The sequence below is a fragment of the Geomonas diazotrophica genome, from assembly GCF_019063885.1.
GTDB classification, from domain to species: domain Bacteria; phylum Desulfobacterota; class Desulfuromonadia; order Geobacterales; family Geobacteraceae; genus Geomonas; species Geomonas diazotrophica.
Genome location: NZ_CP077684.1, coordinates 3,491,474 through 3,517,500 on the forward strand (window position 1 = coordinate 3,491,474; position 26,027 = coordinate 3,517,500).

Consider the following 26,027-nt stretch of genomic DNA (forward strand, 5'->3'; position numbering starts at 1 on the left):
TCCCGTTTATTTGAGTACTGTCAATCTAAACCAAATGCCTTGGGAACCGCTGTCGCTTCGGCATGTTAGCAAAAATTTACAAAACCTGCTTCCCTTTGAGGGCAGATATGTTATATAACGGAGGCTCCATTAAGACGGGCGGCGCTGCCCGTTCACAATTAAAATTTCAATCCAGGGGGGTAGAGATGAGCCAGATAACCGACGTTTACGCCAGGGAAATACTTGATTCCAGGGGAAATCCGACACTTGAGGTCGAGGTGTTCCTGGATTCCGGTGCTATGGGCAGAGCCGCGGTTCCCTCCGGCGCCTCCACCGGCGAGCGCGAAGCGCTGGAACTGCGTGACGGCGACAAGGGGCGCTATCTCGGCAAGGGCGTGGAGAAGGCCGTCGCCAACGTCAACGACATCATCGCGGACGAGATCACCGGCATGGACGCCACCGACCAGGTGGGGATCGACAAGAAGATGCTGGAGCTCGACGGCACCGAATTCAAGAGCCGCCTGGGCGCCAACGCCATCCTCGGCGTCTCCCTCGCCGTGGCCAAGGCCGCGGCCGACGAGGTAGGCCTGCCGCTGTACCAGTACATCGGCGGCTCCAACGCGAAAGAGCTGCCGCTGCCCATGATGAACATCATCAACGGCGGCGCCCACGCCGACAACAACGTCGACATCCAGGAATTCATGATCATGCCGGCAGGCGCCAAGAGCTTCAAGGAGGCCCTGAGGATGGGCGCCGAGATCTTCCACGCGCTGAAATCCGTCCTCAAGGGCAAGGGGTACAACACCGCCGTCGGCGACGAGGGTGGCTTCGCGCCGAACCTCAAATCCAACGAGGAGGCCCTTGAAGTGATCATGGAGGCCATCGTGAAGGCGGGGTACAAGCCGGGCGAGGAAGTGCTGCTCGCGCTCGACGTCGCATCTTCCGAGCTCTTCGAGAACGGGGTCTACACCCTGGAGAACGAGGCGGAGCCTAAGAAGACCGCCGACCAGATGGTCGATTTCTACGAGAACCTGGTCAACAAGTACCCGATCATCTCGATCGAGGACGGCATGGCCGAGAACGACTGGGACGGCTGGAAGAAGCTCACCGACCGCCTGGGCAAGCGCATCCAGATCGTGGGCGACGACCTGTTCGTGACCAACCCCTCCATCCTCAAGGAAGGGATCAAGAAAGGGATCGCCAACTCCATCCTGATCAAGCTGAACCAGATCGGCACCCTGACCGAGACCCTCGACGCCATCGAGATGGCCAAGCGCGCCGGCTACACCTGCGTCATCTCGCACCGCTCCGGCGAGACCGAGGACGTCACCCTCGCCGACCTCGCCGTGGCCGTCAACGCGGGGCAGATCAAGACCGGTTCGCTCTGCCGTACCGACCGCGTAGCCAAGTACAACCAGCTGCTCAGGATCGAGGACGAACTGGACGAAGTCGCGCTGTTCAGAGGGGCCGAGGTCTTCTACAACGTGAAAAAGTAGGGGCGAATAAACATTCGCCAGCTCTTTGGATGTACCAAGGGCGCACCCTCAGCGGGTGCGCCCTTGTCTTTGTCCCTCCCCCCGGACCCGGGATCATCACATGCGGGGCAGATTCCCTTGCGCCTTCTTCCTCATGAAGGTATACTCCGTCCCATGTTAACCTACCAGATAACGGCCCAAGACCACCTGCGGCGCGTGGACAGCTTCATGCGCAACCTCCTTCCCAGCGCGCAGTTCTCCTACATCAAAAAGCTGATCAACTCGGGGCACCTCAAGGTGAACGGTGTTCCGGCCGAGCCCGGCGACGCCCTGCACTTCGCCGACCAGGTGACGCTCAAGGAGAGCGCGAAGACCGCGGCCTTCCTGGCCCGGCTCACCCCGGAACTGGACATACTGTTCGAGGACAGCTGGATCCTCTGCCTGAACAAGCCGGCAGGGCTGGCCGTGCACCGTACCGAAGATCCCGAAGAGATCACCCTGGTCGACCTGGCCGAGGCGCTGCTGAAAAAGCGCGACGGGGTCGGGAGGCTGCGCCCGGTGAACCGGCTGGACAAGGGGACGTCGGGGGCCATCATCCTGGCCAAGAGCGCGGTTGCCGCCGGGATGTTCGGCAAGATGGTGCAGGAGGAAGGGCTCGGCAAACTGTACCTTGCCATGGTGGAGGGGAAGCTGCAGAAACAGGGAACCATCGATGCCGCTTTGGACGGCAAGGAGTCCCAGACCAGCTACCAGAGGATCTTCCAGGGGGGAGGGGTTTCCCTGCTGGCCGTGTACCCGCTCACCGGGCGCATGCACCAGATCAGGCAGCATTTCAGGATGATCGGGCACCCGATCCTGGGCGACAAGCGCTACGGCGGCAGGGGGCTCTCCGGCTTCACCGGGCACGCGCTGCACTCCTTCCGGACCACGCTGATTCACCCGGCCACGGGGGAGGAGATCGACATCCCGGCGCCCTTGCCGGAACAGCTGCTGCGGCTTGCTACCCGCTGCGGTGCGGTGAGCGACGAGTCCTTCCTGAGGACCCTGAACGAGGTCCCGGCCGCCGAGACACTGGCACTTTCCTAGTCCTCCCACCCCTGCGCGCCGATCAGCGGCACGAAGCGGACCCCGCAGAGGGCTTCCCGGTGCAGCGCGCCTTCTTTATCGCGGCGCACACGCACCAGGTCCTGCAGGTGGGGGGTCGGCCCGACGGGGATCACCAGCCGCCCTCCCGGCGCCAGTTGCAGCTCAAGCTCCTCCGGAACGCCGGGCGCTCCGGCGGTCACCACGATGGCATCGTAAGGGGCATGTTCCTGCCACCCCAGGGTGCCGTCCCCCAAGCGCACCGCCACGTTGCCGTAGCCGAGCTCGCGCAGGCGCTCCGCGGCCAGGTGCGCCAGGGACGGGAGCCGTTCCACGGTGAAGACCTGGGCCGCGCACAGACTCAAGACGGCTGCCGCGTAACCGGAGCCGGTGCCGATCTCCAGGACCTTCTCGGTCCCCTGCAACTCCAGCGCCTCGATCATGTAGGCGACGATGTAGGGCTGGGAGATGGTCTGCCCCTCCTGGATCGGCAGCGGGCCGTCCTCGTAGGCCAAAAGCTCCAGCCCGGCGGGAAGAAACGACTCCCTGGGCACCTCGCGCATCGCCCTCAACACCGCCGCGTCCCGGATGCCGCGCCCCACGAGGTGCAGGCTCAGCATCTGCTCCTTCCTCGCTTCGAGTTCCCTTTTCGCATTGCTGCTCATGGCTCCTCCAGAAAGGTCAATGGTACCACAGTGGTGTTCTGTAACAACGGCGGCACGGCGGCAGTATTGCACGACTGATCGCTGTGTTCCTAGCCGTCGCAACAGTAGCAGCTGCGGGTCTTACAGCATCAGACAAAACCGCCTCGAATCACAAAAACCACGCCCATTCAGGCTGTTGACTCTTATGCAAGGCAGGGGTACACTATAATCGTAACAAAGAGATGTTCTTTGAAAACAGCTCTGGGGTACAGGTAAAGGTGGCGTGAGGTACCCTGATTATTCCACACTGAAAATTTCCCAGGTATCAGACGTGGTGTGCAATCCCGATGCTTCTAAAGGAATTGCCTGAAGCGTTTCCCGGGGAGATGCTTTACAAAAGAGCGTGGTCTCACATAAACCTTTACGGCACTTTGGAGCTAGTAGCTGGCGCTTAAGGAGATCAAGCCGATTGGCCTATAAATCTCATCCGTCATGCGCGTAACAACCGCTTCAAAAAGGGGAAGAAACCGCGAGAAACGGGTGGCATGGTCCTGCCGGAGCATGTCTCTACGCCCGATGGAAAAGCTTCCACCGGCGGATAGGGGTAAAGGATCTCGAGATTTAAGCGCCAGTTACATTTAAAGGGAAGGCCCAATGCATCGGCATCGGGCCTTTTTCGTGTCCGCGGTTCCTGCAGCCGTCCCCCATCCATCCCCATCCATCCCCATCCATCCCCATCCCTTCTCCTCCCTTCCCCTCCCTTCCCCGGCCCTTCCCGGCCCTTCCCGCCCTTCCCGCCCGTCTCGCCCTTCCGCCCCGCCCTTCCCTTCCCGCCCTCAACCGGGCCCCGTACCCAACCGCCCCTGTACAAGCGTTGAAAGTGCCGGAGACGCGCACGGATGGAGCATCCCCCTGTCGTATGCGGCTCGCACCCGATTCGAAGGGAAAAGGCCCGCCGGCCGAAGCCTTGGCGAAGGCTGGAGGCGCGATGCAGCGGGAACCGGGAGTGTTATACTTAGCCAGTGCTAATCCTGGCGAATTCAAACAACGGAGGTAGCCATGCCACACGGATCCAGAATAACTATGGAAGAGAAAGGACAAATGGCGGCCCGCAGCCCCGAGCCTTACCTGCCCAAACGCGGGCCTGTGGACGGAACCGTCTGCAAGGGGTGCGGCATCGTCTACCACAACAAACGTTGGCAAATCGAAGGCGCATCCTCTGCCGCCCCCAAGGGAGACGTGCTCTGCCCCGCCTGCCAGCGCATCGTCGGGCAGGACCCGGCCGGCGTCGTCACCCTTTCGGGAGCGTACCTGGCCCAGCACAGGGAGGAGATACTGAACATGGTGAAACAACAGGAGACGAAGCACAGGGAGAAGAACCCCTTGGGGCGCATCATGGAAATCAGGGAGGAGGATGGCGGCATCATCGTCACCACGACGGAGGACAAGCTGGCCCAGAAGATCGGACGCGAGCTTTACAAGTCGCAGCGCGGCGAGTTGCACTACAAGTGGAGCCATGAACAGCGCATGGTTCGCGTGGAGTGGAGCCGCTGACTCCTCGAAGGCCCAAACGAAAAGCCCCCCTTGCCTTGCGGCAGGGGGGGCTTTTTCTTTTTTGAAGGGAGCGGCCGATCAGCCGCGACGCAGCGGATCGAACAGGTACTCCAGGCCGTTGGCCTTCACCTCGTACATGCACTCGAGCATGGCTCCGAGGTCCCCTTCCGGGAACCCCTTCTGCCTCATCCAGACCAGGTACGGCTCAGGCAGGTCCACCAGCAGTGAGCCGGCGTACTTGCCGTAGGGCATCCGGGTGCGGGCCAGCTTCAGCAGTTGGGCGGGGTCGGGAAACAGCTCCTCCAACGTCTATCCCTTCAGCTTCGCCTTGAGCAGGTCGCCCAGGGTGCCCATCCCCTTGGGGGCCTCTGCCACGGTCTTCTTGTAGGCGTCCATGCTCTGGGCCTGCTCCTCTGCTGCACGGCTCACCGAAGCCAGGGCGAGCGAGATCTTTTTAGCCTCGCGATCCACCGACTCGACCTTCACCTCGACCTCCTGACCTTCGCTGAGGACCTCCTTCGGGTGCTGAATCCTCTTGCCGGCCCCGAGCTTCGAGATGTGGATCAGACCGTCCACGCCACTGGCCAGGGTCACGAAGGCGCCAAAGGGGGTGAGCCTTGCCACCTTGCCGTTCTGGTAGGACCCCTCCGGGAAGGCGCTCGCCGCCTCTTCCCAGGGATCAGCCAGTGTATCTTTCAAGGAGAAGGAGATGCGGTTCTTTTCCCAGTCGATCCCTTTCACCACGACCTCTACTTCCTGGCCGACGGAGAGGACCTCGCTCACGTGGTTCACGCGCGCCCAGGCCACCTCGGAAACTGGCAGGAGCCCCTCGACGGCGCCGATGGAAACGAAGGCGCCGAAGTCGCGCAGCGAGGTTACGGTCCCCTTCACGCGGTCGCCCACGTTGAGGGTTTCCTTAAGCGCGTCCTTCTGCTGCTGCAGTTCCTCCTCGAGCAGCGCGCGATGGGACAGGACGATGTTGCGCCCCTTCTCGGAATACTCGGTGATCTTGAAAGACATCTGCTTGCCCAAAAGGGCTGCGGTGTCCTCCACCCTTCTCAGGGCGATCTGGGAGAACGGGCAGAAGGCGCGGGAACCGGCGACCTTGACCTCGAAACCTCCCTTTACTTCCTTTTCGACCACGCCCTGGACCGGGATGCCGGCGGCGTAAGCCTCTTCGAGCTGCGCGTTGCCGGCGGAGTGGCTGCCGCCACCGCCAAGCTTGGTGGTGAAACGCATCTCGTTGTTGCGCGAAGAGACGAACCAGGCGGTGACCTTGTCACCGACCTTGACGCTCAGGTTGCCATCGGCGTCAAGGAGCTCCTTGATGTCGAGGACCCCTTCGCCTTTGCGGCCGGTGTCCAGAAAGATCCAGTCCTTGGCGATCTGCAGTACCGTCGCCTCGACCTTGGCACCCGGCTCCAGTCGGCCGGCGTCCTTCTGGCTCCGCTCGAACAGATCGGCAAAGCTCTCCTCTTCGGTTTCCATCTCTTCCCTGTGATCGTTATCCATTTAAGTACCTCTTCAACGTAATTGTTGCGCTTTAGCACTCATGGAGCATACAGGGGACCCCGTACCCTTGTCAACTACTTGAGCCCCTGACAACTCATGTTTTAAGACTGTGCGCGCCGCCAAACAGGTTGAAAGGAGCCGACAGGGGCACGCGGACCGTACATGAAGGCACGCAAGAGGCCCCGGACGGCAGCTTAGCCCGGGGCAACAAGTAAAACTTTCTTAAAGTCGCGGGGCAAAGCTCCGATAGGTATAGCAATGAAACTTCACGGATGCACACGGGAGGGCGACAATGGGAGTGCTGGTCTGCTACGACGACTTTACCTATGATGTGATCAACGACTATTTCCTGGATTACCTGCTGTCGACCGGTTGCATCATCGGCTTTGACCGCTCCGAACACTGGATGAAAAAAGAGGAAGCCCCCCTGCCCGCCACGCTCCAGCAAAGACACACCTCGGCGTAACGAGGCACTATGCCGGAGCCGCCACCGCCCCCGGTGCCGCCCACGGACGAAACGGCCGCCATGCGCGCGGCACAAGGCCCCGCCCCGCCTCTGAACATCTCGAAAAACCATCCCCCCGTCACTACTAGGCAATTCCAGTTGTGGTAACATCTCCGGGTGCATCGCCATCTGAGAGAGACGGAGGTCCTATGAACGTACCAGCTGCGCTGAAGCGGATCAGCGACACGATATGGGAACTGCCGGTGAGCTACAAGGAAGGGATGCTGGTTCCCGCCAGGATCGTCGCCAGTGAGAAGCTGGTCAACGAGATGGACGCCGGCGTATTCGAGCAGGTAAGCAACGTCGCCACGCTCCCCGGCATCCAGCGCTACGCCTACTGCATGCCCGACGGGCACTGGGGCTACGGCTTCCCGATCGGCGGGGTCGCCGCCATGGACCCCGGCTCGGGCGTGATCTCTCCCGGAGGGATCGGTTTCGACATCAACTGTGGGATGCGGCTCGTGCTCACCAGCCTGACCGCCGAGCAGGTCCAGCCCAAGCTGCACCAGCTGGTCGACCGCCTCTTTGCCCGCATTCCCACCGGGGTCGGTTGCCACGGCTTCGTCAAGCTCAAGCAGGACGATTTCCGTACCGTGGTGCAGCAGGGGTCGCGCTGGTGCCTCAAGAACGGTTTCGCAACGCAGGACGACCTGGAGATGACAGAGGAGGGGGGCTGCTTCCCGGGAGCGGATGCCTCCCATGTCAGCGAGAAAGCGGTGGAGCGTGGCTACAACCAGCTGGGGACGCTGGGGAGCGGCAACCACTACTGCGAGATACAGGTGGTGCGGCCGGAGAACATCATGGACCGGGGGCTTGCCGACGCCTTCGGCCTGACCACCGTCCCCAACCAGGTGGTGATCATGTTCCACTGCGGCAGTAGGGGGTTCGGACACCAGGTCGCCACCGACTACCTGAAGCTCTTCCTCTCGGTCATGGAACGCAAGTACCACATCAAGATCTTGGACCGGGAACTCGCCTGCGCCCCCTTCCGCTCTCCCGAGGGGCAGGCCTACTTCAGCGCCATGAAATGCGCCGTCAACATGGCCTTTGCCAACCGACAGGTGATCCTGCACCGGATCCGGGAGGTGTTCTCCGACGTCTTCCACGCCGCGCCGGACGAGCTCGGCCTGCGCATGGTCTACGACGTGGCCCACAACACCGCCAAGCTCGAAAAGCACCTTGTCGACGGCACTCGCAAGGAACTGCTGGTCCACCGCAAGGGATCGACCCGCGCCTTCGGTCCCGGCCTCCCGGGACTTCCGGAGTGCTACCGGGAGACGGGACAGCCGGTGATCATCGGGGGGAGCATGGAGACCGGCTCCTACCTCCTGGCCGGCATGTCGACCGGGGGGGACGCCTGGTACACCACGGCGCACGGCAGCGGCAGGACCATGAGCCGGCACGAGGCCAAGAGGAGCTTCCGCGGCGACAAGCTGCAGCGCGAGATGGAACAGCGCGGCATCTACGTGCGCACCGACTCCTTCGGCGGCCTCGCCGAGGAGGCCGGGGCGGCGTACAAGAACATCGACGAGGTGGTGGAGACAACCGAGCAGGCGGGGCTGAGCAAACGGGTGGCACGCCTGGTGCCGATCGGGAACATCAAGGGTTAAGGGAGGCAAACCATGCCGTTTGAGTACCGCAGCGACATCGCGCACGCCGATGTTGCCTTCGACGCCTGGGCACCGACACTCGAAGAGCTGTTCCGCGAAGCGGCACGGGCCACCATGCAGGTCATGGTCGAGAACCCGGAGCAGATTCGCCAAGCCCAGACGCTGGCGCTGAAGCTGGAGCAGGAAAACGAGGAGATGCTTCTCTTCGACTTCTTGAACGAACTCATCTTCTACAAGGATGCCCGCAGGCTGGTCCTGCTCCCCGGCGAGATGAGCATCACCCCCTCCGATGGCGGGCTGACGGTCCGGGCGACGCTGTCGGGCGAGGAAATCGACCCGACGCGGCACGAGATGGGGATAGACGTAAAGGCGGTGACCATGCTGCGCTACAAGGTGGAGCAGGTAGCACAGAGGTGGCAGGCAACGGTAGTGCTTGATGTGTAGGATCAGCCGATAGTGAAGGACGGCTCCACGATGCGCTCGCCGCGGCAGACCGGGCAACGACCGGGTTTTTTCAGTCGCTCCCTCTTCTGAAATGAAAAACCGCACTCCAGGCAACGGGGCGGGGTCATATCCAGCCGGCCATGGAGTGCGATTCTTAGGTGCTCGAGGTGCTCCAGCACCTCCTTTTCCGAAATCCCCACCAGCCCCGAGAGCTCCTTCGCCGTGAGACTCCCCTCCCGCAACAAGGCGGTCAGCTCCTGGCGCACGGTATCCTGCCGCCGCGCCGGGACGAAGGGATGCCTGGGGCGCTCCTTCACCCGGTCACCACAAGATTGTTCACCACCTCGTTTACCCCCAACACGTACCACGCATCGGACTCGGCGGCCCGCTTGTTGTTAGGGGTCGGCACCGCCCCCTCCAGGGTCACGGCGCCGGCGTTGCTGCGGACCGTGATCTGCGCCGCGTTCACCAGCGGATCCTTCTCCAGGACGATCCTGATCAGGTCAACCAGTTCATCGTCGTTCTCCTCGGTGTCGGACCACACCTCGATACCGTTGACCACGTCTCTGCTCCCGGGCACCCACCAAGCGAGGACGCCTGCCAAGCGCTTATGCGAGACGCTCTCGGCCCTGCCGTTGAGGGTCACCACGCCTTCGTTGACCTCGACCTCGAGCACCCGTTCCAGTCCCCGTTGCGCGGTGCCGCGCACCTCTTCCAGGCCCTGCTTCACGATCGCCTGGACGGCGTACTGCATGAAGGCGGGCTCGCTGGCGAGCGCGTTGCAGACATGGTCGCGGATGGCGCCATCCTCCATCTGCTCCGACGGTTCGACGCGCAGCCGGTCCACCACACCGGAAACCGGCTGCGGCCTGGCGGCAATCTCAAGGGCAAGCTTCTTGGCGGCGACCCCCCCCACTTCGCCCGCGATGGTGATGACGCCGTCGGCAAAACTCAACTCGATCGGGTGGTCATGGAGGTTTACCCGCGCCTCCCGCTCGAGTCCTGCCCGAATAGTTCCGATGACCTCTTCCGCTCTGATCATGGCACTCCTCCTTTTTCCCATGTGAATGGCGGCCCGAGCGCATTAATAAGCACCAAGCCAACAAGGGTACATTGTAGCACGGGCAGAAGGGTTGTCGACGGTGCGACGGGTGGCGAGGAACGGGTGCGAGGAAACGGGGGGAGTTGCAGGGGGGGAGGCGACGGCGGCAGGGTCACTGCCGCCTTTCTCTTAAAGGATGCGGTTCAGGAAGGACTTGATGCGATCGTGTTCCATCTGGTTGGCGAAGAAATCCTCCGGGGTCCCCTGGGCCACGAAGGAGCCTTTCTCCATGAAGATGACCCGGTCCGCCATCTCCTTGGCAAAGCCCATCTGGTGGGTGACGATGATCATGGTCATCCCCTCCTTGCCGAGCTCGCGTATGGTGTCGAACACCTCGCCGATCAGTTCGGGATCGAGCGCGGAGGTGGGCTCGTCGAAGAGCATCAGCTTGGGGCGCATGGCAAGCGCCCGCGCGATGGCGACGCGCTGCTTCTGCCCCCCGGAAAGGGTGGCGGGATAGACGTCGCGCTTGTCGGAGAGGCCCACCTTGGCCAGCATGTCCACGGCGATCTCGCGCGCCTGCTCGGGGCTCTTCTTCTGCACGGTGAGCGGCCCTTCCATCACGTTGCCGAGCACGGTCATGTGAGGGAACAGGTTGAAGTGCTGGAACACCATGCCGATCTCGGAGCGCAGCGCGCAGATCTTGTGCGGTGCGTCCAGGTGCCGGCGTCCGTGCTTGCTGGTCACGTAGCCGATCTCGTTCCCCTCGAAGAGGATGGTCCCCTCCTCGATCTCCTCGAGGAAGTTGATGGAGCGCAAGAGGGTCGACTTCCCGGAGCCGGACGGCCCGATGATGACGACGATCTCACCGGGGCAGACGTCGAGGTCCACACCGTTCACGGCGGTGAGCGATCCGAACTTTTTGGTGATCCCCTTGAGGCTTAACAACGGTTGGTTAGCGGTTTTCATAGATGCCGGCCCGGACCTCGATCTTCTCGAAGACGAAGGTAAAGATGGTGGTGAACAGCAGGTAGATGAGTGCCGCCAGGATCAGCGCGGTCACGTTGAAGTAGGCGTTGAACATCTGGTCAGCCGAGCGCATCAGCTCGACCATGGCGATGGTGGAGACGAGCGCGGTGTCCTTGATGAGCGCGATGAATTCGTTGCCGATCGGCGGCATGAGCCGCTTGTAGGTCTGCGGGATGATCACCCGGCGCATCGCCTGCCAATAGGTCATGCCGATGGCCTTGGCGGCCTCCATCTGGCCGTGCTCGATGCTCTGGATGCCGCCGCGGATGATTTCACCGAGGTAGGCGGAGTAGTTGAGCCCGAGGCCGAGGATGGCGGCGGTGAAGGGTTTGAAGGTGATCCCCATGGACGGGAGGCCGTAGTAGATGAAGAAGAGCTGCAGAAGAAGCGGGGTGCCGCGGAAGAGCCAGATGAAGAACCAGCAGACCGCCGAGATCGGCTTGAAGGTGCTGATGCGCCCGAGCGCGATCAAAAGCCCCCCCACCGGGGAGATCAGGATGATGCAGACCACGAGGGTGATGGTCATCACCGCCCCCTTCAGCAGCTGCGGCAGGAAGCGGAGGCAGTCCTGGATGAACACCTGGTAGCGGGGCGTCTGTTCCTGCTTGACCGAGGCGAGAAAGTTGAGCGCCTCGCTGTTGTCGGGATAGACGGCAAGCACTTCCTTTGCTGCGGAACTCGCCTTTTCCATGTCCTTCAGGGCAAATTGCAGCCTGGCGATCTGCATCCTGCTCCTGACGAATGCGCCGCTTTCGTCACCCTTCTCGAACTCCACCTTCTTGAGCAGGGCGATGGCGGCGGGGAGATCCCCCTGCGCCATGGCGTCGTTGGCATCGGTGAAGAGCTGATCGTAATCCGTGGCGAAACAGACCGAGGCCAGGAGTAACATTAAGCACGAAAAAAGCAGGATCGCTCTTTTGACGACCCTGCCGGTAAAAAATTTCATCGGCACACCTGATTAACTGTGGCAGTCCCCCTCCCCGCGCACGGGGAGGGGAAAGCGTTAACTATTTCCACTTCTTCGGGTTGGTGATGTCCTCGCCGAACCACTTCTTGGAGATCTTGGCCATGGTGCCGTCCTTGACCATCTTGTCCAGGGTCTTCTGGACGGCCTCGCGCAGCTCAACGTCTTCCTTGCGGAAGGCAACGCCGAACGGCTCCTTGGTGATGTTGCCCGGCAGGATGCGGAACTTGCCGGGACGCTTGGCGATGAAGTCGCGGCCGGTGGCGTCGTCGATGATGACGGTGTCGAGACGGTCGGATTCGAGGTCCAGCAGCGCCTTCGGGTTGTCCTCGTACTCACGCACCTCGGCGGGGGCTGCCGGCAGCTTCTTGACGGCCTCGACGGCGGAGGAACCCTTCTGAACGCCTACCTTGGCGCCTTTCAGGTCGGCCAGCTTCTTGAGCTTCTTGTCGGCGAAACGGACCACCGCGACCTGGCCGTCCATCTTGTACGGCTTGGTGAAGGCGACTTCCTTCTTGCGCTCGTCGGTGATGGTCATGCCGTTCCAGATGCAGTCGAACTTCTTGGAGTTGAGAGCGTGGATGACGCCGTCCCATGCGGTCGGCTGCCAGTTGATCTTGATGCCGAGACGCTTGCCCACTTCTTCGGCTGCATCGATGTCGAAGCCGACCAACTGCCCCTTGTCGTTGCGGTACCCCATCGGCGGGAAGGCATCATCGAGGCCGATGGTCAGAGCACCCTGGCTTTTGACCCTCTTGAAGGAACCGTCGCCGGCAAAGGCGGATACGGCACAGGCAAGGACGAGCAGAGACGACAGGACAACCCAGATCTTTTTCACGTTTACGCTCCTTTTCTTCGCTATGGTCGGTGATGGTGAAGCTTAGAAAGATTTGATGTAAACAAACAGGCGTTTGGACCGGCGGATTATTGCAGAATATCACGCAAGCGTCAAGAAGATAACGGGAGTTGCCCCAGGCTCCAGAGGAGGGTTCCATCGTGGCTCAGCAGGCAAAGCGCCCCCCCCTTTTTGGGTCAGTCTCCGGGCCGGTACCGTATACCATGTTGCCCCTATTTTTCCAAAAACGTATAATCCGGGTGATAGCGTATCAACACGTAAGAAAGGCCACGAGGCTTAGATATATGTGTAAGAAAATCTTCATTGCTGCTACCGGCCAGCACTGTGGCAAGACCACCATCAGTCTGTCGCTGCTTCATCTGGCCAAAAAGAAATATGCACGCGTTGGTTTCATCAAGCCGATCGGCCCCAAGGTCTTCATGCTGGACGGCGTTGAAATGGACATGGATGCGGCCCTCATCGCCGGCATCTACGGCATGGAGGCGGACCGCAAGCTCATGTCGCCGGTCGTGGTGGGAAAAGGCTATACCAAGAGGTACCTCTCCGGCGAGATCGCACCCGATGCCCCGCTCGAAGCCATCAAGCAAGCCTGTGCCGAACTGGAAGCCAAGAACGACTTCCTGATCATCGAGGGGTCCGGTCACGGCGGCGTCGGCTCCGTGGTAGGCATCAACAACGCCCAGATCGCCCGCACCCTGGATGCCCCGGTGATCATGGTAGCCAGCGGCGGCATCGGCTGTGTCATCGACTCGGTGCAGTTGAACCTCTCCCTGTTCCAGCAGCAGGGCGCCGAGGTCAAGCTGGTCTTGGTGAACAAGCTGCTGGCCAACAAGCGCGAGGAGACGCTGGGCTACCTGAGGACCTTCTTCGAGAGCCGCCAGCAGAATGTGGCCGGCGCCTTCGATTACTCCCCCACCCTGGCCAACCCCACCCTGCTCGACCTCTCCAAGCTCCTGAAGCTGCCGTTGCAGGGAGACCAGGAGGGCAAGAACCGGATCATCAACCACATCCAGTTGGGGGCCGCATCTTCGCAACGCGTCATCGACACCCTGCAGGACTCCACACTGCTGATCACCACGAGTTCCCGGGACGAATTGATCGTGACCGCGTCCGCCCTTTATAACATCCCGGCCTACCGGCGTAAGCTCGCCGGCGTTGTGATACCGGGGTCGGCTCCGGTTTCCGCCATCACCCAGAGGATCCTGGACGACAGCAACATCCCCTACCTGCGCACCTCGCAGAACACCGCCGAGACCTTCATCACCCTCACCGAGCATGTCTCGAAGATCACGGCGGATGACAACGAAAAGATCGACCTGATAAAGTCCACCGCAGAGAGCGTCTTCGACTTCGACGTCATCGACGCCATGAGCCGGTAAAACTGGCCACGAAGAGCTGCCCGAGCACCTGCGCCCCCCCTTCTGCAAAGGGGGGACAGGGGGGATTTCGCCAACATGGCCACAGCATCCGAAAACACATTTAAACAGAAAGAGCCGGAGGGGACGCATCCTCTCCGGCTCTTTTCTTTTGCTTTTCTTTTTGCCTTCCGCTTTTATCCCAGCCTCTGCACCAATGCGTCATAGATGCCGTAGGGCGTCGACTCCACTACCTGCACCTCCGCCCCAAGCTGCCGCTCCACGTCCTCCAGGGTCAGGTTGTCCAGGAAGACCCCTTCCCCCTCCTTCAGCATCACGTCAGGCACGAGCACCAGCTCTCCCAGCTCCATCCCCTGCAGGGCGGCAACGACGTCGGCCCCGCAGACCAGGCCGGTAACCGTGACCGTGGGACCGAACAGCCTGTTGCGCACCGCCACCGGCTGCATGGCCACCCCGGTCGCCCCGGAGAGCCGTTCCAGGAAGTCGGAGAGGTAACGGTAGGGAGACTCGCCGGTAACGACGGTCAGTTTTCCCGGCTTCAGTGCCTCGGCCTCCTGGAGCACCTGGTCCGCCTCGGAGAGGAACAGCGGGATCATCCCGACGCCGTTCTCCAACTGAGGCAGGTCGCCGTAATTGTCGAGTTCGGGAAACGGCACATCGCCCTTGATGTAGAATTCATCCGCCAGAAACAGGAAGGGTTCGCCCAGGCGCTCTTGCAGCAGCCGGGACTCCGGGTACCACTTGCCGATGAACTCGGCGGCGAACTCCTTGGTGACCGGGGCCAGCGCCGGGAGGTTCTGCCTATGCTCGGTCAACCCCACCGGCACGACCGCCAGGGATGCCACCCACGGGTGCAAGGCGGCGAGGTCCTCCACCGTCCGGGCAAAGGCATCGCCGTCGTTCCAGCCAGGGCAGAGCACGACCTGGGTGTGCATGGTAATGCGTGCCTCGGCCAGCTCCCGCATCACGTCCAGGATGGGGAGGATGCCGGACTTGCCCAGAAGCTTTTCACGCAGCGCCGCGTCGGTCGCGTGCACGGAGATGTAGAGCGGGGAGAGCCGCTGCTCCTTGATGCGGTCCAGCTCGGCCCGGCCGATGTTGGCCATGGTGACGTAGTTGCCGTAGAGAAAGGAAAGGCGGTAATCCTCATCCTTCACGTAAAGGGGGCCGCGCAGCCCGCGGGGCAGCTGGTGCACGAAGCAGAAGACGCAGTTGTTGCCGCAGCGTGCCGGCGCCGGCGCCTGAAAGGAGATCCCCAGGGGCTCCCCCTCTTCACGTTCCACTTCGAGTCCCCAGAGCTCCCCGTCGGCCTTTTCGACTTCCAGCTCCAGTTCCTCGTCGGCAGTGAAATAGTTGTAGTCGATAACGTCCCGCAGCGGATGCCCGTTCACCGACAGCAGCCGGTCCCCCGGCGCGAGTTCCAGCTCGTCGGCGATGCTTCCAGGCATCACCTTATCAATAGTCAGACCTGACATGAAATCCCTCCTGGTGCGCGCCCGGCAGCGGAGGTCGAGATTTTCCGGCTGCGGTAACAGCAGTCGCAGGATACCCCGCGAGGCAACTGGCGTGAGAGCGGCGGCGCGCAGACTTTAATGATAGGTGGAGAAGGAGGAATTTGGCAACAGATAAAAAACGAGCCGGCCCTTTAGAGCCGGCTGGAAGGAGGTACCGTGGTGACGAGCATGTACCGTCCGGATTGATACGGCTAATCCGGATCCGTGGTTCCTGCACAAGTGATCACGCTACTGGTGCAGTCGGAAAACGCCGTCTACAGAAGTGATGCTGCAGATCGCGTGCTTATAGATGAGGATATCGCCGTGCACTTCCATGAGTACGGAGAAGTTATCGAAAGATTTGATATGCCCTTCCAGTTTTTCACCGGACATGAGCTGCACCAAGACCTTTACGCGCTCCTTGCGAGACTGGTTGAGATACTGGTCCTGGATGTTAAAAGGCGTTTTAGGCATGATTCCGCTCCTTTACCCAAAGAATTCAATCACATGAACAAGGATACTAGCAAAACCTGCGGGATATTCAAGCCAATAAATATCATTTTCCCTGCCGAACCAGGTCATCTGCCGCTTGGCATAGCGGCGGCTGTCCCGCTTGATCAGCGTAACTGCCTCATCCAGCGTCATTTCACCAGCCAGGTAGGCCGTCACTTCCTTGTACCCTATGGAGCGCATTGACTTCAATTCACGGCTGTACCCTTGGAGCAGAAGTTTCCGGACCTCTTCCACCAGCCCCTTTTCCAGCATCCTTTCCACCCGTGCATCGATACGCCGGTACAGTTCGGCCCGGTCCACGCTGATCGCCAGCTTCAAGGCACGGTAATGGTCGCCCGAGAACCCGTGCTCGGCCCGGAAGGCGGAGATGGGGCGGCCGGTCTGGGTGTACACTTCGAGGGCTCGCACCAGGCGCACCCGATCGTTGGGGTGAAGCCTCGCCGCGGTCTCGCGGTCGACATCTGCCAAACGCCGGAGCAGTTCGTCTCCCGGGATATCGTCAAACTGACGGCGCAATTGCGGGTCGCCGGTCGGGGAGTCGACCAGCCCCTCCAGCAGGGCACGCAGGTACAGCCCGGTCCCGCCGACCACGATCGCCCTTTTCCCCCGCCGGTCGATGTCTTCGATGGCGGCAGACGCCTCGCGCCTGAAGTCAGAGGCGGTAAAATCCTGGTCCGGTGACACGATGTCGATCAGGTGGTGCGGCACCCTGGCCAGCTCTTCCGGGGAGGGCTTGGCAGTCCCGATGTCCAGACCGCGGTAGATCTGCATCGAGTCCGCATTGACGATCTCGGCGTCGATCTGCTCGGCCAGCTTAAGGGCCAGGTCACTCTTGCCGGACCCCGTGGGTCCCCCCACCACCAGCAGTTTTATCTTCTCTTGCGTCATGGTTTCTCATCTACCGCGGCAGCGGTTCGGCTGCCGGTCTACACCCGCTTGAACATCTTCTCCACCTCGGCCAGGGTGAGGGTCTGCATCACCGGCCTGCCATGGGGGCAGTTGCTGGAGAAGTCCGTCTCGTCCATCTGCCTGAACAGGGCCGAGATCTCCTGCGCGGTCAGGGTGCGTCGGCCGCGCACCACGCTATGGCAGGCGATGCGCGCCAGGAGGTCCTCCTGGATGTCCGTGAAGGTCCGGCTGCGACTCAGGCTGGAAAGTTCCTCGAGGATGTCGCGGATGGTGCGCAGGTAGTCTGTGCCGGACAGGATCTGCGGCACACCGTTCAACAGCCAGGTATTGCCCCCGAATTCCTCGAAGGAAAAGCCCAGCCGACGCAGCTCCTCCAGGTTCTCCCCGAGAACCGCCGATTCCCTGAAGGAGAGCTCCAAGGTCTCCGGGAAGAGAAGCCCCTGGCTGTCCACCTCTTTGCCGGCGAACTCCCCTTTGAGTCTTTCGAAGGCCACCCGCTCGTGCGCCGCGTGCTGGTCGATCAGCACAAGGTCCGTGCCCCGCTGGCACAGGATATAGGAGGCGTTGAACTGGCCGATCACGGCAAGCGACGAGAAATAGCCCGGTGCCTCGCTCCCCTGGCTCGGCGCAACCTCCGGCTCCTGGGAGGCTGGTCCCTGGGGGCACGGGGCGGGGGCGGCTTCCTCTCCCCTCCTGGCGGGCGACTCGAAGTGGTACTGGGGGCGCAGCGGGGGCTGGGGCTTTGGCTGATATCCCACCAGCAGCTCGCGGATCTCGGCCACCTTGGCCTCGCTGACCGATTGCGTCGCCGGCTGTACCGTCTGTGTCATCTGATGCACCGAATGCGTCGGTGCCTGACCTGCTGTTGCTACCGCCGCCGGAGTGGGCGCGACGGCGTGAGGCGACGCACCCTGCGATGCGCATGAAGGGCCCGGGGCACGAAGTGGCGCGCTGACGGTGCTGCTGCGCTGCTCGGCACCCAGCTCCGGCGGAGCTGAAGCCGGTACGGCCGGCCGTTTCAGCCAGGGGGTCTGCTTCAGCACGCTTTCCACCGCGTACTGGATCGTGTCGTGCACCTTCCCCTGTTCGCGGAACCTCACCTCGTGCTTGGTCGGATGAACGTTCACGTCTACTTCGCCCGGGGCGATATCGATGAACACGGCGACGACGGGATAACGCCCGCGCTCCAGAAAGTTCCGGTAGGCCTGGAGGATGGCGTGCTGCACCACCTTGTCCTTTATGAACCGGCCGTTTATGTAGGTGTACAGGTGACTGGCGGCGCTGCGGCTGCATTCAGGTGCCGCCACAAGGCCGGTCACCCGCACGCCCCCCGGCACCTCGTACGACACCGGATAGAGGAAGGAGGCGATGGACCGGCCAAGCAGGGTCGCCACCCGCTCCTTGAGGTCGGCGTCGAGCGCGCGGAACACCACCTTGCCGTCATTTTTATAGGTAAAACGGACGTCGGGGCGGGAGATGGCCAGCCGGGTCAGCAGCTCCCCCACATGTCCCCCTTCGGTCTCTGCGCTCTTCATGAACTTGAGTCGCGCCGGCGTATTGAAGAAGAGGTTGCGGACCGCGATGACCGTCCCGGCCGCCATGCCACACTCCTTGACCTCCTTGATGCGCCCCCCCTCGACGTAGATCTCGGTCCCCTCCAGGCTGTCGCTGGTGCGGGTGGAGATGGTGAGGCGGGACACCGAAGCCACCGAGGGCAGCGCCTCGCCGCGAAAACCGAGGGTTGAGAGGGCGAAGAGATCCTCGTCGCTGGCGATCTTGCTGGTGGCGTGTCGCTCGAGTGCCAGGAGCGCGTCCTCGCGCGACATCCCGCTGCCGGAATCGGTGACCTTTATGAGCCGCCTGCCGCCGGACTCGATCTCCACCACGACCTCTTTGGAGCCCGCGTCGAGGGCGTTCTCCACCAGTTCCTTGGCCACGGAGGCCGGCCGTTCCACCACCTCGCCGGCGGCGATTTTGTTGGTCAGGTTCTCGGGAAGTATTCGTATCTTGGTTGCCAATGTCATCCTCTCGCTGCGGTAATCGAAGTGAGCAAGATACCTTAAGGGGCGCCCCTTTGTAAATCCAAGATTCGCTGTCGCAGGCAACCCTGCGCGCGTGCCTTTGCGCTCATTGCGGGAGCGGGAAACGATGCTATAACATGCAGAATGAAAATTTTCTCATCCACCAAAAGATATATTTTCATCGCGTCAGTAATCTGCGGCTTCGTCCTTCCTCAGCCAACCACTGCACGCTCCTACCATCCCGCCACGACCTACCTGGTCAAGATCAACGGCCAGATATTCCGCCAGCGAAACGCCGCCATCCGCCGGGCGCCGGCCAGCCTCACCAAGATGATGACCGCCTTGGTCGTCCTGGAAAGGTGCGACCTGGACGAGGTGGTCGTAGTGAGCCGCAGCGCCGCACGGGAAACCGGCAGCAGGATCGGGCTGAGGCGTGGTGAGAAGTTCCGGGTGCGCGACCTGCTGGCGGCGACGCTGATCGCTTCGGCCAACGACGCTTGCCGAGCCCTCGCCGAGCACGCCTGTGGCAATCAACGCGATTTCGTGATACAGATGAACGCGCGGGCCCGGGCCCTTGGCCTGGAAAACACCCATTTTGCCAACGCCTGCGGCCACGACAACAGGGGGCTCTATTCCAATGCGCATGACCTGGCGCGCCTGGCCGAGAGGGCGATGCAACTGCCGCAATTCGCGAAGATAGTCGCGAGCCCCAACATGCGCATCGCCACGCTCGACGGCAGGCGCAGTTATTATCTGAGGAACAAAAACAGGCTGATCGGCAGGTATCCTGGGGCTATTGGAGTCAAAACGGGGACCACGCCCAACGCCGGCCAATGCCTCGTTGCTCTGGCCGAGCGGGAGGACAGGAGGGTCCTGCTGGTTATCATGCACTCCAGGAACAGGTGGCAGTCGGCACCGGCCCTGCTCGATGCCGCGTTCGCCGTCTCCTCACCGCGTCATGCCGCAAAAAGAGTCACCGAATCAGCGACACCAGGAAGGAGAGAGGATGAAGCATCACCGGAAGGAGTTATGGTTCCAAATCAAGAGTAGGCGCGGCTTTGTCAACATCACCCCTGACCTCGAAGCCGCCCTGGCCGAAAGCGGAATACGCGAGGGGCTCTTGTTGTGCAACGCCATGCACATCACCGCCAGCGTCTTCATAAACGATGACGAATCCGGGCTGCACCAGGACTTTGAAGAATGGCTGGAAGGACTGGCACCCGAGAAACCGCACAGCCGGTACCGCCACAACTATGGCGAGGACAACGGCGACGCGCACCTGAAAAGAACCATCATGGGGCGGGAAGTGGTCGTTGCGGTAACGGGCGGAAAGCTGGATCTGGGGCCTTGGGAGCAGATTTTTTACGGAGAGTTCGATGGCATGCGCAAAAAGCGAGTCCTGGTAAAGATCATCGGCGAGTAGTCACATGGGAACCGGGCCACTGGGCGAAGCACTTATAGCCCCCCCCTCACACAGCGTGCAGCACCAAAACGGTAATGTCGTCGGGCTGCGGGTCAGGCTTGCCTATCAGGGCAATGAGAGTGTCGGCCATCTCCTGGGCGCTCTTCTTTCCCGAAAGCTTCCTTGCCAGCTTCTCGTGAGTGAGTTCCAGTTCCGGCTTCGCATCTACCAAGCCGTCACTGTAGAGGACCATCACATCGCCCTTCCCGAACTGCACCGCCCCCTCCTGGTACACCTCATCACTCTGTATCCCCAAAGGAAGCCCGCGAGGGTTCAAAGTCTCTACTGCACCGTTGGCACGTCTGACGAAAACGTAGCCGTGACCGCAGTCGACAAACGAGAGTGTTCGTGACGCGGAGTCCAACTGGGCGTGGAACAGGGTCACGAAACTCTCAGAATTCTCCAGATCCTCGTTCAGCGAGTTTTCGGCCAGGTGCACAGCTTGCGCCGGCGGATTGTAAAGAGTGACAGCATGAAGCGCCGCCCGGACCGTGGCCATCAACATGGCGGCGGCCATCCCCTTCCCCATTACATCCCCGAGGGTCAGGTTGAAGAGCGTAGGCGACACCTGCTGCCAATCATAGTAGTCGCCGCCAACCTGTTTGGCAGGGAGACAGCGGGCGGCGATCTCGAAATTCGTGATTTGGGGATATACCCTCGGCAGGAGCTTGGCCTGGATCTCTGCGGCATACACCAACTCAAGCTGCAGCTGCATGCGGCGCAGCTCGCTCTCCCGTAGATCAGCCTCCGCCTTTTTCCGTTCGCTGATGTCCCTGAAGATGGAGATGTTGCCGGTGACGTTGCCAAAGCGATCCAGACGCTTCATCGCGTAAAGCTCGCCGATAAAGACTTCGCCGCTTCTCCTACGGAAATGCAGTTCCACCAGCTTTCCCTTCACCCGGGTTTTGGCGTCGAAAACCTCCTTGCCGGTACTGTCGTAATCGTCATCCTTGGCATAGAGAATTCTGCTGCTCTTGCCGATCACCTCCGGCGAATCGTAGCCGAAGATGTCGTGAAGCGCGGGCTGGTTCACATGCAGTATGGTGCGGTTGTGATCGGCGACCACGATGACGTCGCGAATGCTGTTGAACAGGTTGCGGTAGTCTTCGGCTCGCTTCTCGATTTCGGCGTGCGCTACTTCCAGGTCCCGCTCGGTTTGCCGCTGCTTGGCCCGTTCCTGTGCCTCGGTAAGCGCGCGCTGCACCGCGGGAACCAGCCGGGATAAGCGGCTCTTGAGGACGTAATCCGTTGCACCGCTCTTAAGAGACTCGATGGCCGCTTCTTCGCCCAACTTCCCCGATACAAAGACGAAGGGCAGATCGGGCAGTTTCTGACGCACCATCGCCAAGGCGGTCATGCCATCGAAAGCGGGAAGCGCAAAATCAGCCAGGATCAGGTCCATCCCGCCGCGCTCCAAAGCGACACTGAACTCGTCCCGCCTCGACACTACCTGGACCTCGCAATCGAGCCCCTCCGAGGTGAGTGTCAGCAGAACCAGTTCCGCATCCATTGGATCATCTTCAAGGTGCAGTATGCGCAGACGCTCCTGTTTCATTGATTATGGCCCTTATGAGGTAGCGGAGGAGGCTCGTTGATTATGGCCCAAAAGGCGCCGACTTCCTTGACAGCTGTAATGAACTCGGAAAAGTTCACCGGTTTTACGACGTATGCGTTGACCCCCAACCGGTAGCTGTCCACAACATCCCTCTCCTCCCGTGAAGAGGTCAGCACAACCACCGGGATGCATTTGAGCTTCTCATCCCGTTTGAGAATGCCGAGCACCTCTAGACCGTCCACCTTCGGCAGTTTCAAGTCCAAAAGTATGACCGCCAGGTTCAATGACGCCTCACCGGCATACGCCCCACGCCTGTAAAGATAATCGAGGGCTTCTGCACCGTCTCTGACAACATCGACCCCGTTGGCAAGATTATGCTCAGCGAGGGCCTCCAAGGTAAGTTCAGCATCATTGGCGTTGTCCTCAACCAACAATATCCGCTTTAGCTTTAACATCCCCGTATCTCCTTAGTCCCCTCACCGCATACCAGGAAAACATGCAAGGAAAATATCCGTTGGACACACAGATTTTACCACGTCCTGTTTGAGATACACCAATGGCCTTTGCCCCTTGGGGACTCCTCATGCCTACAACTGAAGGACAGAGACTTACTGTGGAACAGATCATTTTTAACGGAAAAAACAGGCTGCCATCCCTTTTCAAGTTTGGTTTATCCCTATGCAGGTGGTGAAAATACCTTTCCTTAGGAGCAAGGACATGATTTTCTGCTATATCTTAATGCAAAGTTACGCTCGACATCACGAGTAAAAGGAGAAGCAATGAAAGATTTGATTGTTGTGGCATTAGCGGTAACCGCACTTTCCATCACCACCCTCCAGGCTGCACAGGAAGCACCCAAATCTGCCCCCACATCTGGGACCAATCTTGGCAGTGTCACTGGTGGCGTGTTCAAGGAAGCACACTTGGTTATCGACAAAAAGTGCGTTTCGTGCCACACCGCTGAGCGCATCGAAAGCGCGATCGTCGCCGGCAAGGACATGCAAAAGATCCAGCACAGAATGGAACTCAAGGGAGTAAAGCTGACTGCCGACGAACAGTCCGTGCTGGGAATCTTCTACAAGCAGAGTCCGCTGAAACCAAAGAAATAGTCAACGCCAACCAGGACCGGGGGGGGGACCGCCCCCCCTTACCTATGGATCTGTCCAGGTTATTTCCACCGGATACCCCTTATTCTCATAATAGGCACGAACCAGTTTCCCCATGTCAACCCGTTGCAGCAGTCCCTGATCTGCCAACATGTGCAGGATATCTCCAACCCCCACCGTGTCTCTATCCTGGTGGTGGAATTCAATGAATACCTTCCCCTCCTTGACTCCCACCTTCACCGGCTGGTTTATAATCCATACCCGCATCCCTTGCTGAACTTTGGCAAACAGCGACGCGATGTCATCTGGATACAGGCGCAAACAACCGTGACTCGACCGTCTGCCAATCCCCCAGGGACGGTTCGTCCCGTGGATAAGAATTTCCTTGCGAGACAGGCGCAAAGCATGTCGCCCGAGCGGGTTACGCTCTCCAGGCGCGACCACCGCGGGAAGTTGTGGTCGCTGACGCCGGATGGAAGCGGGGACATGCCAGCTAGGATCGAGGATTTTATCAACTATGACAAACCTTCCAACCGGCGTGTCGGTGCCTTCATCGCCTATGCCTATAGGGTAGGACTCGACCCCGTAGGCATCGGTCGTTGGAAAAACGAATAGCCGCAACTCAGCCAAGTTGACCACGATGGAAGGACGTTCAGATACTGCCGGGGGGATCCACGCCGAAGGTATGGTAACAACCGTACCAGACTTAGGGAGAATCGGGTCGACTCCGGGATTCGCGTCCCGCATCTCGTTGTAGCCGAGATCAAACCTCCGGGCGATTTCAATGAGGGATTCCTTTGGACGCACTTTGTACTGGCGTAGTTGTCCAATATACCCGCCAGCGTAGTAGGGAGGCAACGCAGCAGCCGCCTCACCTGCACGCGCGGAACAGGTCGGCAGCACAAGCGCCGCTACGACGGCACAGAGGACGACAAGCACGTTGCAAACCATGGCTATTGTCGTCGCTATTTCTTCTGCCCAAGCTCGAACATCTTTTCCGCTCTTTCAGCAGCCTGCGTGGCAATGGTCGCAGCAGCTTCTGCTCTTTGTGCGCTGCCATCCGCCCTAGCTGTAGCATCATCGAGCATGGCCTTGTTAGCAAGTTGCGCCTGAGAGACTTGGTTCTCAAGCGTGGCAAGCCTGCTCTCTAAAGAGTTAACTCGCTCGGCGAGCGAGGCACTCTTTGCTTCGAGAACATCAACCTTGCAGGAAACTTGATCAAGTTGCCTGCTGACGTAGCCCTTGGTGGCACAACCAGACACCATGAAGGGGACTGCAATAACGATAAGGAAGGTGAGCTTCAAGATGAACCTCCACGCATAATAATTGACATTCGCCAATTTTATACACCATGCCAGCATTTGCAACGTGAACCTGTGAGAGATTGAAGTGGGGGCGGAGGGACGTGTTTCGAGGGGCGAAGCTGCAGGAGAAAGGAACAACGTCAGAGGCTCTGGGCAAGCAGCGCATGCGCAGAACGCGAAAAAGCCCCGTCTGTTTTCAGACGGGGCTTTCTCTATTAAATTCCCTGCGGCGACCTACTCTCCCACATCGTTTCCAATGCAGTACCATCGGCCCTGAGAGGCTTAACTTCCGTGTTCGGGATGGGAACGGGTGTGACCCTCTCGGCATAGCCACAGAGAAACTCTTAGCTTTGGCTTACGCCATCGCAGTATGTTTCTCACAATCGCATTTCGTGTCTGTAGGATTTTTGGCAGTTTATGATCGGGGGGTGGAGAACCACCCCCCTCTCTAAGAATTTTTTATGGTCAAGCCTCACGGCCGATTAGTACCGGTAAGCTGAATGCATTACTGCACTTACACACCCGGCCTATCAACGTTGTGGTCTACAACGGGCCTTTAGGGGATTGCTCCCAGGGATACCTAATCTTGAAGGAGGCTTCCCGCTTAGATGCTTTCAGCGGTTATCCTTTCCGTACATAGCTACCCAGCGACTGCTCCTGGCGGAACAACTGGAACACCAGAGGTACGTTCAACCCGGTCCTCTCGTACTAAGGTCAACTCTTCTCAAGTATCCTACGCCCACAGAAGATAGGGACCAAACTGTCTCACGACGTTTTAAACCCAGCTCGCGTACCGCTTTAATTGGCGAACAGCCAAACCCTTGGGACCTACTTCAGCCCCAGGATGCGATGAGCCGACATCGAGGTGCCAAACCTCCCCGTCGATGTGAACTCTTGGGGGAGATCAGCCTGTTATCCCCGGCGTACCTTTTATCCGTTGAGCGACGGCCCTTCCATACAGAACCGCCGGATCACTAAGACCTACTTTCGTACCTGCTCGACTTGTTGGTCTCGCAGTCAAGCTCCCTTATGCCTTTACACTCTACGGCTGGTTTCCAATCAGCCTGAGGGAACCTTCGCGCGCCTCCGTTACTCTTTGGGAGGCGACCGCCCCAGTCAAACTACCCATCAGACAGTGTCCCCGACCCGGATGACGGGCCTGGGTTAGACATCCAAACAAACCAGGGTGGTATTTCAAGGTTGACTCCACCGAGACTAGCGTCCCAGCTTCAAAGTCTCCCACCTATCCTACACAAGCTTATTCGAATGTCACTGTCAAACTGTAGTAAAGGTGCACGGGGTCTTTCCGTCTTTCTGCGGGTACTCGGCATCTTCACCGAGAATTCAATTTCGCTGAGCCACTGGTTGAGACAGCGCGGAAATCGTTACGCCATTCGTGCAGGTCGGAACTTACCCGACAAGGAATTTCGCTACCTTAGGACCGTTATAGTTACGGCCGCCGTTTACCGGGGCTTCGGTTCAAAGCTTCACCTTGCGGCTAACAAATCCCCTTAACCTTCCGGCACCGGGCAGGCGTCAGACCCTATACGTCGTCTTGCGACTTTGCAGAGTCCTATGTTTTTAGTAAACA

At 60.3% G+C, this 26,027-nt stretch carries 26 protein-coding genes and 2 rRNA genes (1 of these 28 cut by a window edge); 10 read left to right on the plus strand and 18 right to left on the minus strand.

The annotated features are described in order from the left end of the window. Positions 1-185 precede the first annotated feature (185 nt). Together eno and KP003_RS15140 are read left to right on the plus strand one after the other, a co-directional pair. Positions 186-1,475, plus strand: a complete 1,290-nt coding sequence (gene eno, locus KP003_RS15135) for a phosphopyruvate hydratase (RefSeq protein WP_216500577.1) — start codon at positions 186-188, stop codon at positions 1,473-1,475. A 153-nt stretch (positions 1,476-1,628) separates the two neighbouring features. Further along, a complete protein-coding gene (locus tag KP003_RS15140; protein ID WP_216500578.1) occupies positions 1,629-2,540 on the plus strand; it encodes an RluA family pseudouridine synthase in 912 nt (303 codons plus the stop codon). Here the strand turns inward: KP003_RS15140 and KP003_RS15145 are convergent. Next, a complete protein-coding gene (locus KP003_RS15145; protein WP_216500579.1) occupies positions 2,537-3,202 on the minus strand; it encodes a protein-L-isoaspartate(D-aspartate) O-methyltransferase in 666 nt (221 codons plus the stop codon). The two genes, KP003_RS15140 and KP003_RS15145, sit on opposite strands and share 4 nt — an antisense overlap. A gap of 1,038 nt (positions 3,203-4,240) precedes the next feature. Between KP003_RS15145 and KP003_RS15150 the strand changes: the two genes are divergently transcribed. Continuing rightward, complete coding sequence (locus tag KP003_RS15150; protein WP_216789079.1) at positions 4,241-4,735, plus strand: BCAM0308 family protein; 495 nt, start codon at positions 4,241-4,243, stop codon at positions 4,733-4,735. Positions 4,736-4,813: 78 nt separating this feature from the next. Here the strand turns inward: KP003_RS15150 and KP003_RS15155 are convergent, their stop codons facing one another. Beyond that, entirely contained in the window at positions 4,814-5,041 is a 228-nt protein-coding gene (locus KP003_RS15155) for a DUF3820 family protein (protein ID WP_216500581.1), read from the minus strand. 3 nt (positions 5,042-5,044) lie between these two features. Beyond that, a complete protein-coding gene (gene rpsA, locus KP003_RS15160) occupies positions 5,045-6,247 on the minus strand; it encodes a 30S ribosomal protein S1 (protein ID WP_216500582.1) in 1,203 nt (400 codons plus the stop codon). 292 nt (positions 6,248-6,539) lie between these two features. On the opposite strand from rpsA, the gene KP003_RS15165 reads away from it, so the two are divergent. From KP003_RS15165 to KP003_RS15175, 3 genes are all read left to right on the plus strand, one after another. Beyond that, positions 6,540-6,713, plus strand: coding sequence for a GSU3473 family protein (locus KP003_RS15165; protein WP_216789081.1), 174 nt, complete (start codon positions 6,540-6,542; stop codon positions 6,711-6,713). 188 nt (positions 6,714-6,901) lie between these two features. After that, entirely contained in the window at positions 6,902-8,362 is a 1,461-nt protein-coding gene (locus tag KP003_RS15170) for an RtcB family protein (protein WP_217299864.1), read from the plus strand. 12 nt (positions 8,363-8,374) lie between these two features. Next, the gene (locus tag KP003_RS15175; RefSeq protein WP_216500585.1) at positions 8,375-8,806 is read left to right on the plus strand and encodes an archease; all 432 of its coding nucleotides are present in this window, start codon (positions 8,375-8,377) and stop codon (positions 8,804-8,806) included. Positions 8,807-8,808: 2 nt separating this feature from the next. Here the strand turns inward: KP003_RS15175 and KP003_RS15180 are convergent, their stop codons facing one another. From KP003_RS15180 to KP003_RS15200, 5 genes are all read right to left on the minus strand, one after another. Continuing rightward, positions 8,809-9,123: a transcriptional regulator gene (locus tag KP003_RS15180; RefSeq protein WP_217299865.1), complete on the minus strand. Its 315-nt coding sequence runs from the start codon at positions 9,121-9,123 to the stop codon at positions 8,809-8,811. Beyond that, positions 9,120-9,848, minus strand: coding sequence for a BON domain-containing protein (locus KP003_RS15185; RefSeq protein ID WP_217299866.1), 729 nt, complete (start codon positions 9,846-9,848; stop codon positions 9,120-9,122). The genes KP003_RS15180 and KP003_RS15185 overlap by 4 nt, the downstream gene beginning before the upstream one ends. 189 nt (positions 9,849-10,037) lie before the next feature. Beyond that, complete coding sequence (locus KP003_RS15190) at positions 10,038-10,817, minus strand: amino acid ABC transporter ATP-binding protein (protein WP_239027555.1); 780 nt, start codon at positions 10,815-10,817, stop codon at positions 10,038-10,040. Then, on the minus strand, positions 10,804-11,766 hold the full coding sequence (locus KP003_RS15195; RefSeq protein ID WP_239027556.1) for an ABC transporter permease subunit: 963 nt from the start codon (positions 11,764-11,766) through the stop codon (positions 10,804-10,806). The genes KP003_RS15190 and KP003_RS15195 overlap by 14 nt, the downstream gene beginning before the upstream one ends. A gap of 118 nt (positions 11,767-11,884) precedes the next feature. Further along, positions 11,885-12,679, minus strand: a complete 795-nt coding sequence (locus KP003_RS15200) for an amino acid ABC transporter substrate-binding protein (RefSeq protein WP_216500589.1) — start codon at positions 12,677-12,679, stop codon at positions 11,885-11,887. A gap of 302 nt (positions 12,680-12,981) precedes the next feature. Here KP003_RS15200 and KP003_RS15205 point away from each other — a divergent pair, with 302 nt between their 5' ends. Then, positions 12,982-14,076: an AAA family ATPase gene (locus tag KP003_RS15205; RefSeq protein ID WP_216789086.1), complete on the plus strand. Its 1,095-nt coding sequence runs from the start codon at positions 12,982-12,984 to the stop codon at positions 14,074-14,076. Positions 14,077-14,249: 173 nt separating this feature from the next. Here the strand turns inward: KP003_RS15205 and KP003_RS15210 are convergent, their stop codons facing one another. The 4 genes from KP003_RS15210 to mutL form a co-directional block, all read right to left on the minus strand. Continuing rightward, positions 14,250-15,548, minus strand: a complete 1,299-nt coding sequence (locus tag KP003_RS15210) for a DUF512 domain-containing protein (protein WP_217299868.1) — start codon at positions 15,546-15,548, stop codon at positions 14,250-14,252. Positions 15,549-15,815: 267 nt separating this feature from the next. Then, positions 15,816-16,040 (minus strand): RNA chaperone Hfq, encoded by a 225-nt coding sequence (hfq, locus tag KP003_RS15215; protein WP_012529414.1) that lies wholly within the window; start codon positions 16,038-16,040, stop codon positions 15,816-15,818. Between the two features lie 12 nt (positions 16,041-16,052). After that, positions 16,053-16,967, minus strand: coding sequence for a tRNA (adenosine(37)-N6)-dimethylallyltransferase MiaA (miaA, locus tag KP003_RS15220; protein WP_217299869.1), 915 nt, complete (start codon positions 16,965-16,967; stop codon positions 16,053-16,055). Between the two features lie 38 nt (positions 16,968-17,005). Further along, positions 17,006-19,012 (minus strand): DNA mismatch repair endonuclease MutL, encoded by a 2,007-nt coding sequence (gene mutL, locus KP003_RS15225; protein WP_367620865.1) that lies wholly within the window; start codon positions 19,010-19,012, stop codon positions 17,006-17,008. Positions 19,013-19,153: 141 nt separating this feature from the next. Here mutL and KP003_RS15230 point away from each other — a divergent pair, with 141 nt between their 5' ends. Both KP003_RS15230 and KP003_RS15235 read left to right on the plus strand, forming a co-directional pair. Continuing rightward, complete coding sequence (locus tag KP003_RS15230) at positions 19,154-20,059, plus strand: D-alanyl-D-alanine carboxypeptidase family protein (RefSeq protein ID WP_217299871.1); 906 nt, start codon at positions 19,154-19,156, stop codon at positions 20,057-20,059. Further along, positions 20,016-20,432 (plus strand): secondary thiamine-phosphate synthase enzyme YjbQ, encoded by a 417-nt coding sequence (locus tag KP003_RS15235; RefSeq protein ID WP_216500595.1) that lies wholly within the window; start codon positions 20,016-20,018, stop codon positions 20,430-20,432. Before KP003_RS15230 ends, KP003_RS15235 begins: the two co-directional genes overlap by 44 nt. A 46-nt stretch (positions 20,433-20,478) precedes the next feature. Here the strand turns inward: KP003_RS15235 and KP003_RS15240 are convergent, their stop codons facing one another. Beyond that, positions 20,479-22,026 carry a SpoIIE family protein phosphatase gene (locus KP003_RS15240; RefSeq protein ID WP_216500596.1) on the minus strand — a complete coding sequence of 516 codons (1,548 nt, stop codon included), beginning with the start codon at positions 22,024-22,026 and terminating at the stop codon, positions 20,479-20,481. Beyond that, entirely contained in the window at positions 22,023-22,481 is a 459-nt protein-coding gene (locus KP003_RS15245) for a response regulator (protein WP_216500597.1), read from the minus strand. The genes KP003_RS15240 and KP003_RS15245 overlap by 4 nt, the downstream gene beginning before the upstream one ends. A 324-nt stretch (positions 22,482-22,805) precedes the next feature. Between KP003_RS15245 and KP003_RS15250 the strand changes: the two genes are divergently transcribed. Further along, positions 22,806-23,135 (plus strand): cytochrome C, encoded by a 330-nt coding sequence (locus KP003_RS15250; protein WP_216500598.1) that lies wholly within the window; start codon positions 22,806-22,808, stop codon positions 23,133-23,135. A gap of 42 nt (positions 23,136-23,177) precedes the next feature. On the opposite strand, the gene KP003_RS15255 is transcribed toward KP003_RS15250, so the two are convergent. From KP003_RS15255 to KP003_RS15270, 4 genes are all read right to left on the minus strand, one after another. Beyond that, on the minus strand, positions 23,178-24,083 hold the full coding sequence (locus KP003_RS15255; RefSeq protein WP_216500599.1) for a L,D-transpeptidase family protein: 906 nt from the start codon (positions 24,081-24,083) through the stop codon (positions 23,178-23,180). Positions 24,084-24,097: 14 nt separating this feature from the next. After that, positions 24,098-24,436 carry a hypothetical protein gene (locus KP003_RS15260; protein ID WP_239027557.1) on the minus strand — a complete coding sequence of 113 codons (339 nt, stop codon included), beginning with the start codon at positions 24,434-24,436 and terminating at the stop codon, positions 24,098-24,100. Between the two features lie 221 nt (positions 24,437-24,657). After that, positions 24,658-24,774, minus strand: a 5S ribosomal RNA gene (gene rrf / locus KP003_RS15265). Positions 24,775-24,897: 123 nt separating this feature from the next. Continuing rightward, a 23S ribosomal RNA gene (locus KP003_RS15270) occupies positions 24,898-26,027 on the minus strand; it runs 1,829 nt beyond the window's last position.

Bases quoted from the DNA above. Each gene is read 5' to 3' on its own strand.
- KP003_RS15240 (WP_216500596.1), bottom strand. From the start codon at position 22,026: ATGAAACAGGAGCGTCTGCGCATACTGCACCTTGAAGATGATCCAATG.
- KP003_RS15145 (WP_216500579.1), bottom strand. From the start codon at position 3,202: ATGAGCAGCAATGCGAAAAGGGAACTCGAAGCGAGGAAGGAGCAGATG.
- miaA (WP_217299869.1), bottom strand. From the start codon at position 16,967: ATGACGCAAGAGAAGATAAAACTGCTGGTGGTGGGGGGACCCACGGGG.
- eno (WP_216500577.1), top strand. From the start codon at position 186: ATGAGCCAGATAACCGACGTTTACGCCAGGGAAATACTTGATTCCAGG.
- KP003_RS15150 (WP_216789079.1), top strand. From the start codon at position 4,241: ATGCCACACGGATCCAGAATAACTATGGAAGAGAAAGGACAAATGGCG.
- KP003_RS15245 (WP_216500597.1), bottom strand. From the start codon at position 22,481: ATGTTAAAGCTAAAGCGGATATTGTTGGTTGAGGACAACGCCAATGAT.
- KP003_RS15255 (WP_216500599.1), bottom strand. From the start codon at position 24,083: ATGGTTTGCAACGTGCTTGTCGTCCTCTGTGCCGTCGTAGCGGCGCTT.
- hfq (WP_012529414.1), bottom strand. From the start codon at position 16,040: ATGCCTAAAACGCCTTTTAACATCCAGGACCAGTATCTCAACCAGTCT.
- KP003_RS15175 (WP_216500585.1), top strand. From the start codon at position 8,375: ATGCCGTTTGAGTACCGCAGCGACATCGCGCACGCCGATGTTGCCTTC.
- KP003_RS15195 (WP_239027556.1), bottom strand. From the start codon at position 11,766: ATGTTACTCCTGGCCTCGGTCTGTTTCGCCACGGATTACGATCAGCTC.
- mutL (WP_367620865.1), bottom strand. From the start codon at position 19,012: ATGACATTGGCAACCAAGATACGAATACTTCCCGAGAACCTGACCAAC.
- KP003_RS15250 (WP_216500598.1), top strand. From the start codon at position 22,806: ATGAAAGATTTGATTGTTGTGGCATTAGCGGTAACCGCACTTTCCATC.
- KP003_RS15165 (WP_216789081.1), top strand. From the start codon at position 6,540: ATGGGAGTGCTGGTCTGCTACGACGACTTTACCTATGATGTGATCAAC.
- KP003_RS15185 (WP_217299866.1), bottom strand. From the start codon at position 9,848: ATGATCAGAGCGGAAGAGGTCATCGGAACTATTCGGGCAGGACTCGAG.
- KP003_RS15190 (WP_239027555.1), bottom strand. From the start codon at position 10,817: ATGAAAACCGCTAACCAACCGTTGTTAAGCCTCAAGGGGATCACCAAA.
- KP003_RS15235 (WP_216500595.1), top strand. From the start codon at position 20,016: ATGAAGCATCACCGGAAGGAGTTATGGTTCCAAATCAAGAGTAGGCGC.
- KP003_RS15230 (WP_217299871.1), top strand. From the start codon at position 19,154: ATGAAAATTTTCTCATCCACCAAAAGATATATTTTCATCGCGTCAGTA.
- KP003_RS15140 (WP_216500578.1), top strand. From the start codon at position 1,629: ATGTTAACCTACCAGATAACGGCCCAAGACCACCTGCGGCGCGTGGAC.
- KP003_RS15170 (WP_217299864.1), top strand. From the start codon at position 6,902: ATGAACGTACCAGCTGCGCTGAAGCGGATCAGCGACACGATATGGGAA.
- KP003_RS15210 (WP_217299868.1), bottom strand. From the start codon at position 15,548: ATGTCAGGTCTGACTATTGATAAGGTGATGCCTGGAAGCATCGCCGAC.
- KP003_RS15205 (WP_216789086.1), top strand. From the start codon at position 12,982: ATGTGTAAGAAAATCTTCATTGCTGCTACCGGCCAGCACTGTGGCAAG.
- rpsA (WP_216500582.1), bottom strand. From the start codon at position 6,247: ATGGATAACGATCACAGGGAAGAGATGGAAACCGAAGAGGAGAGCTTT.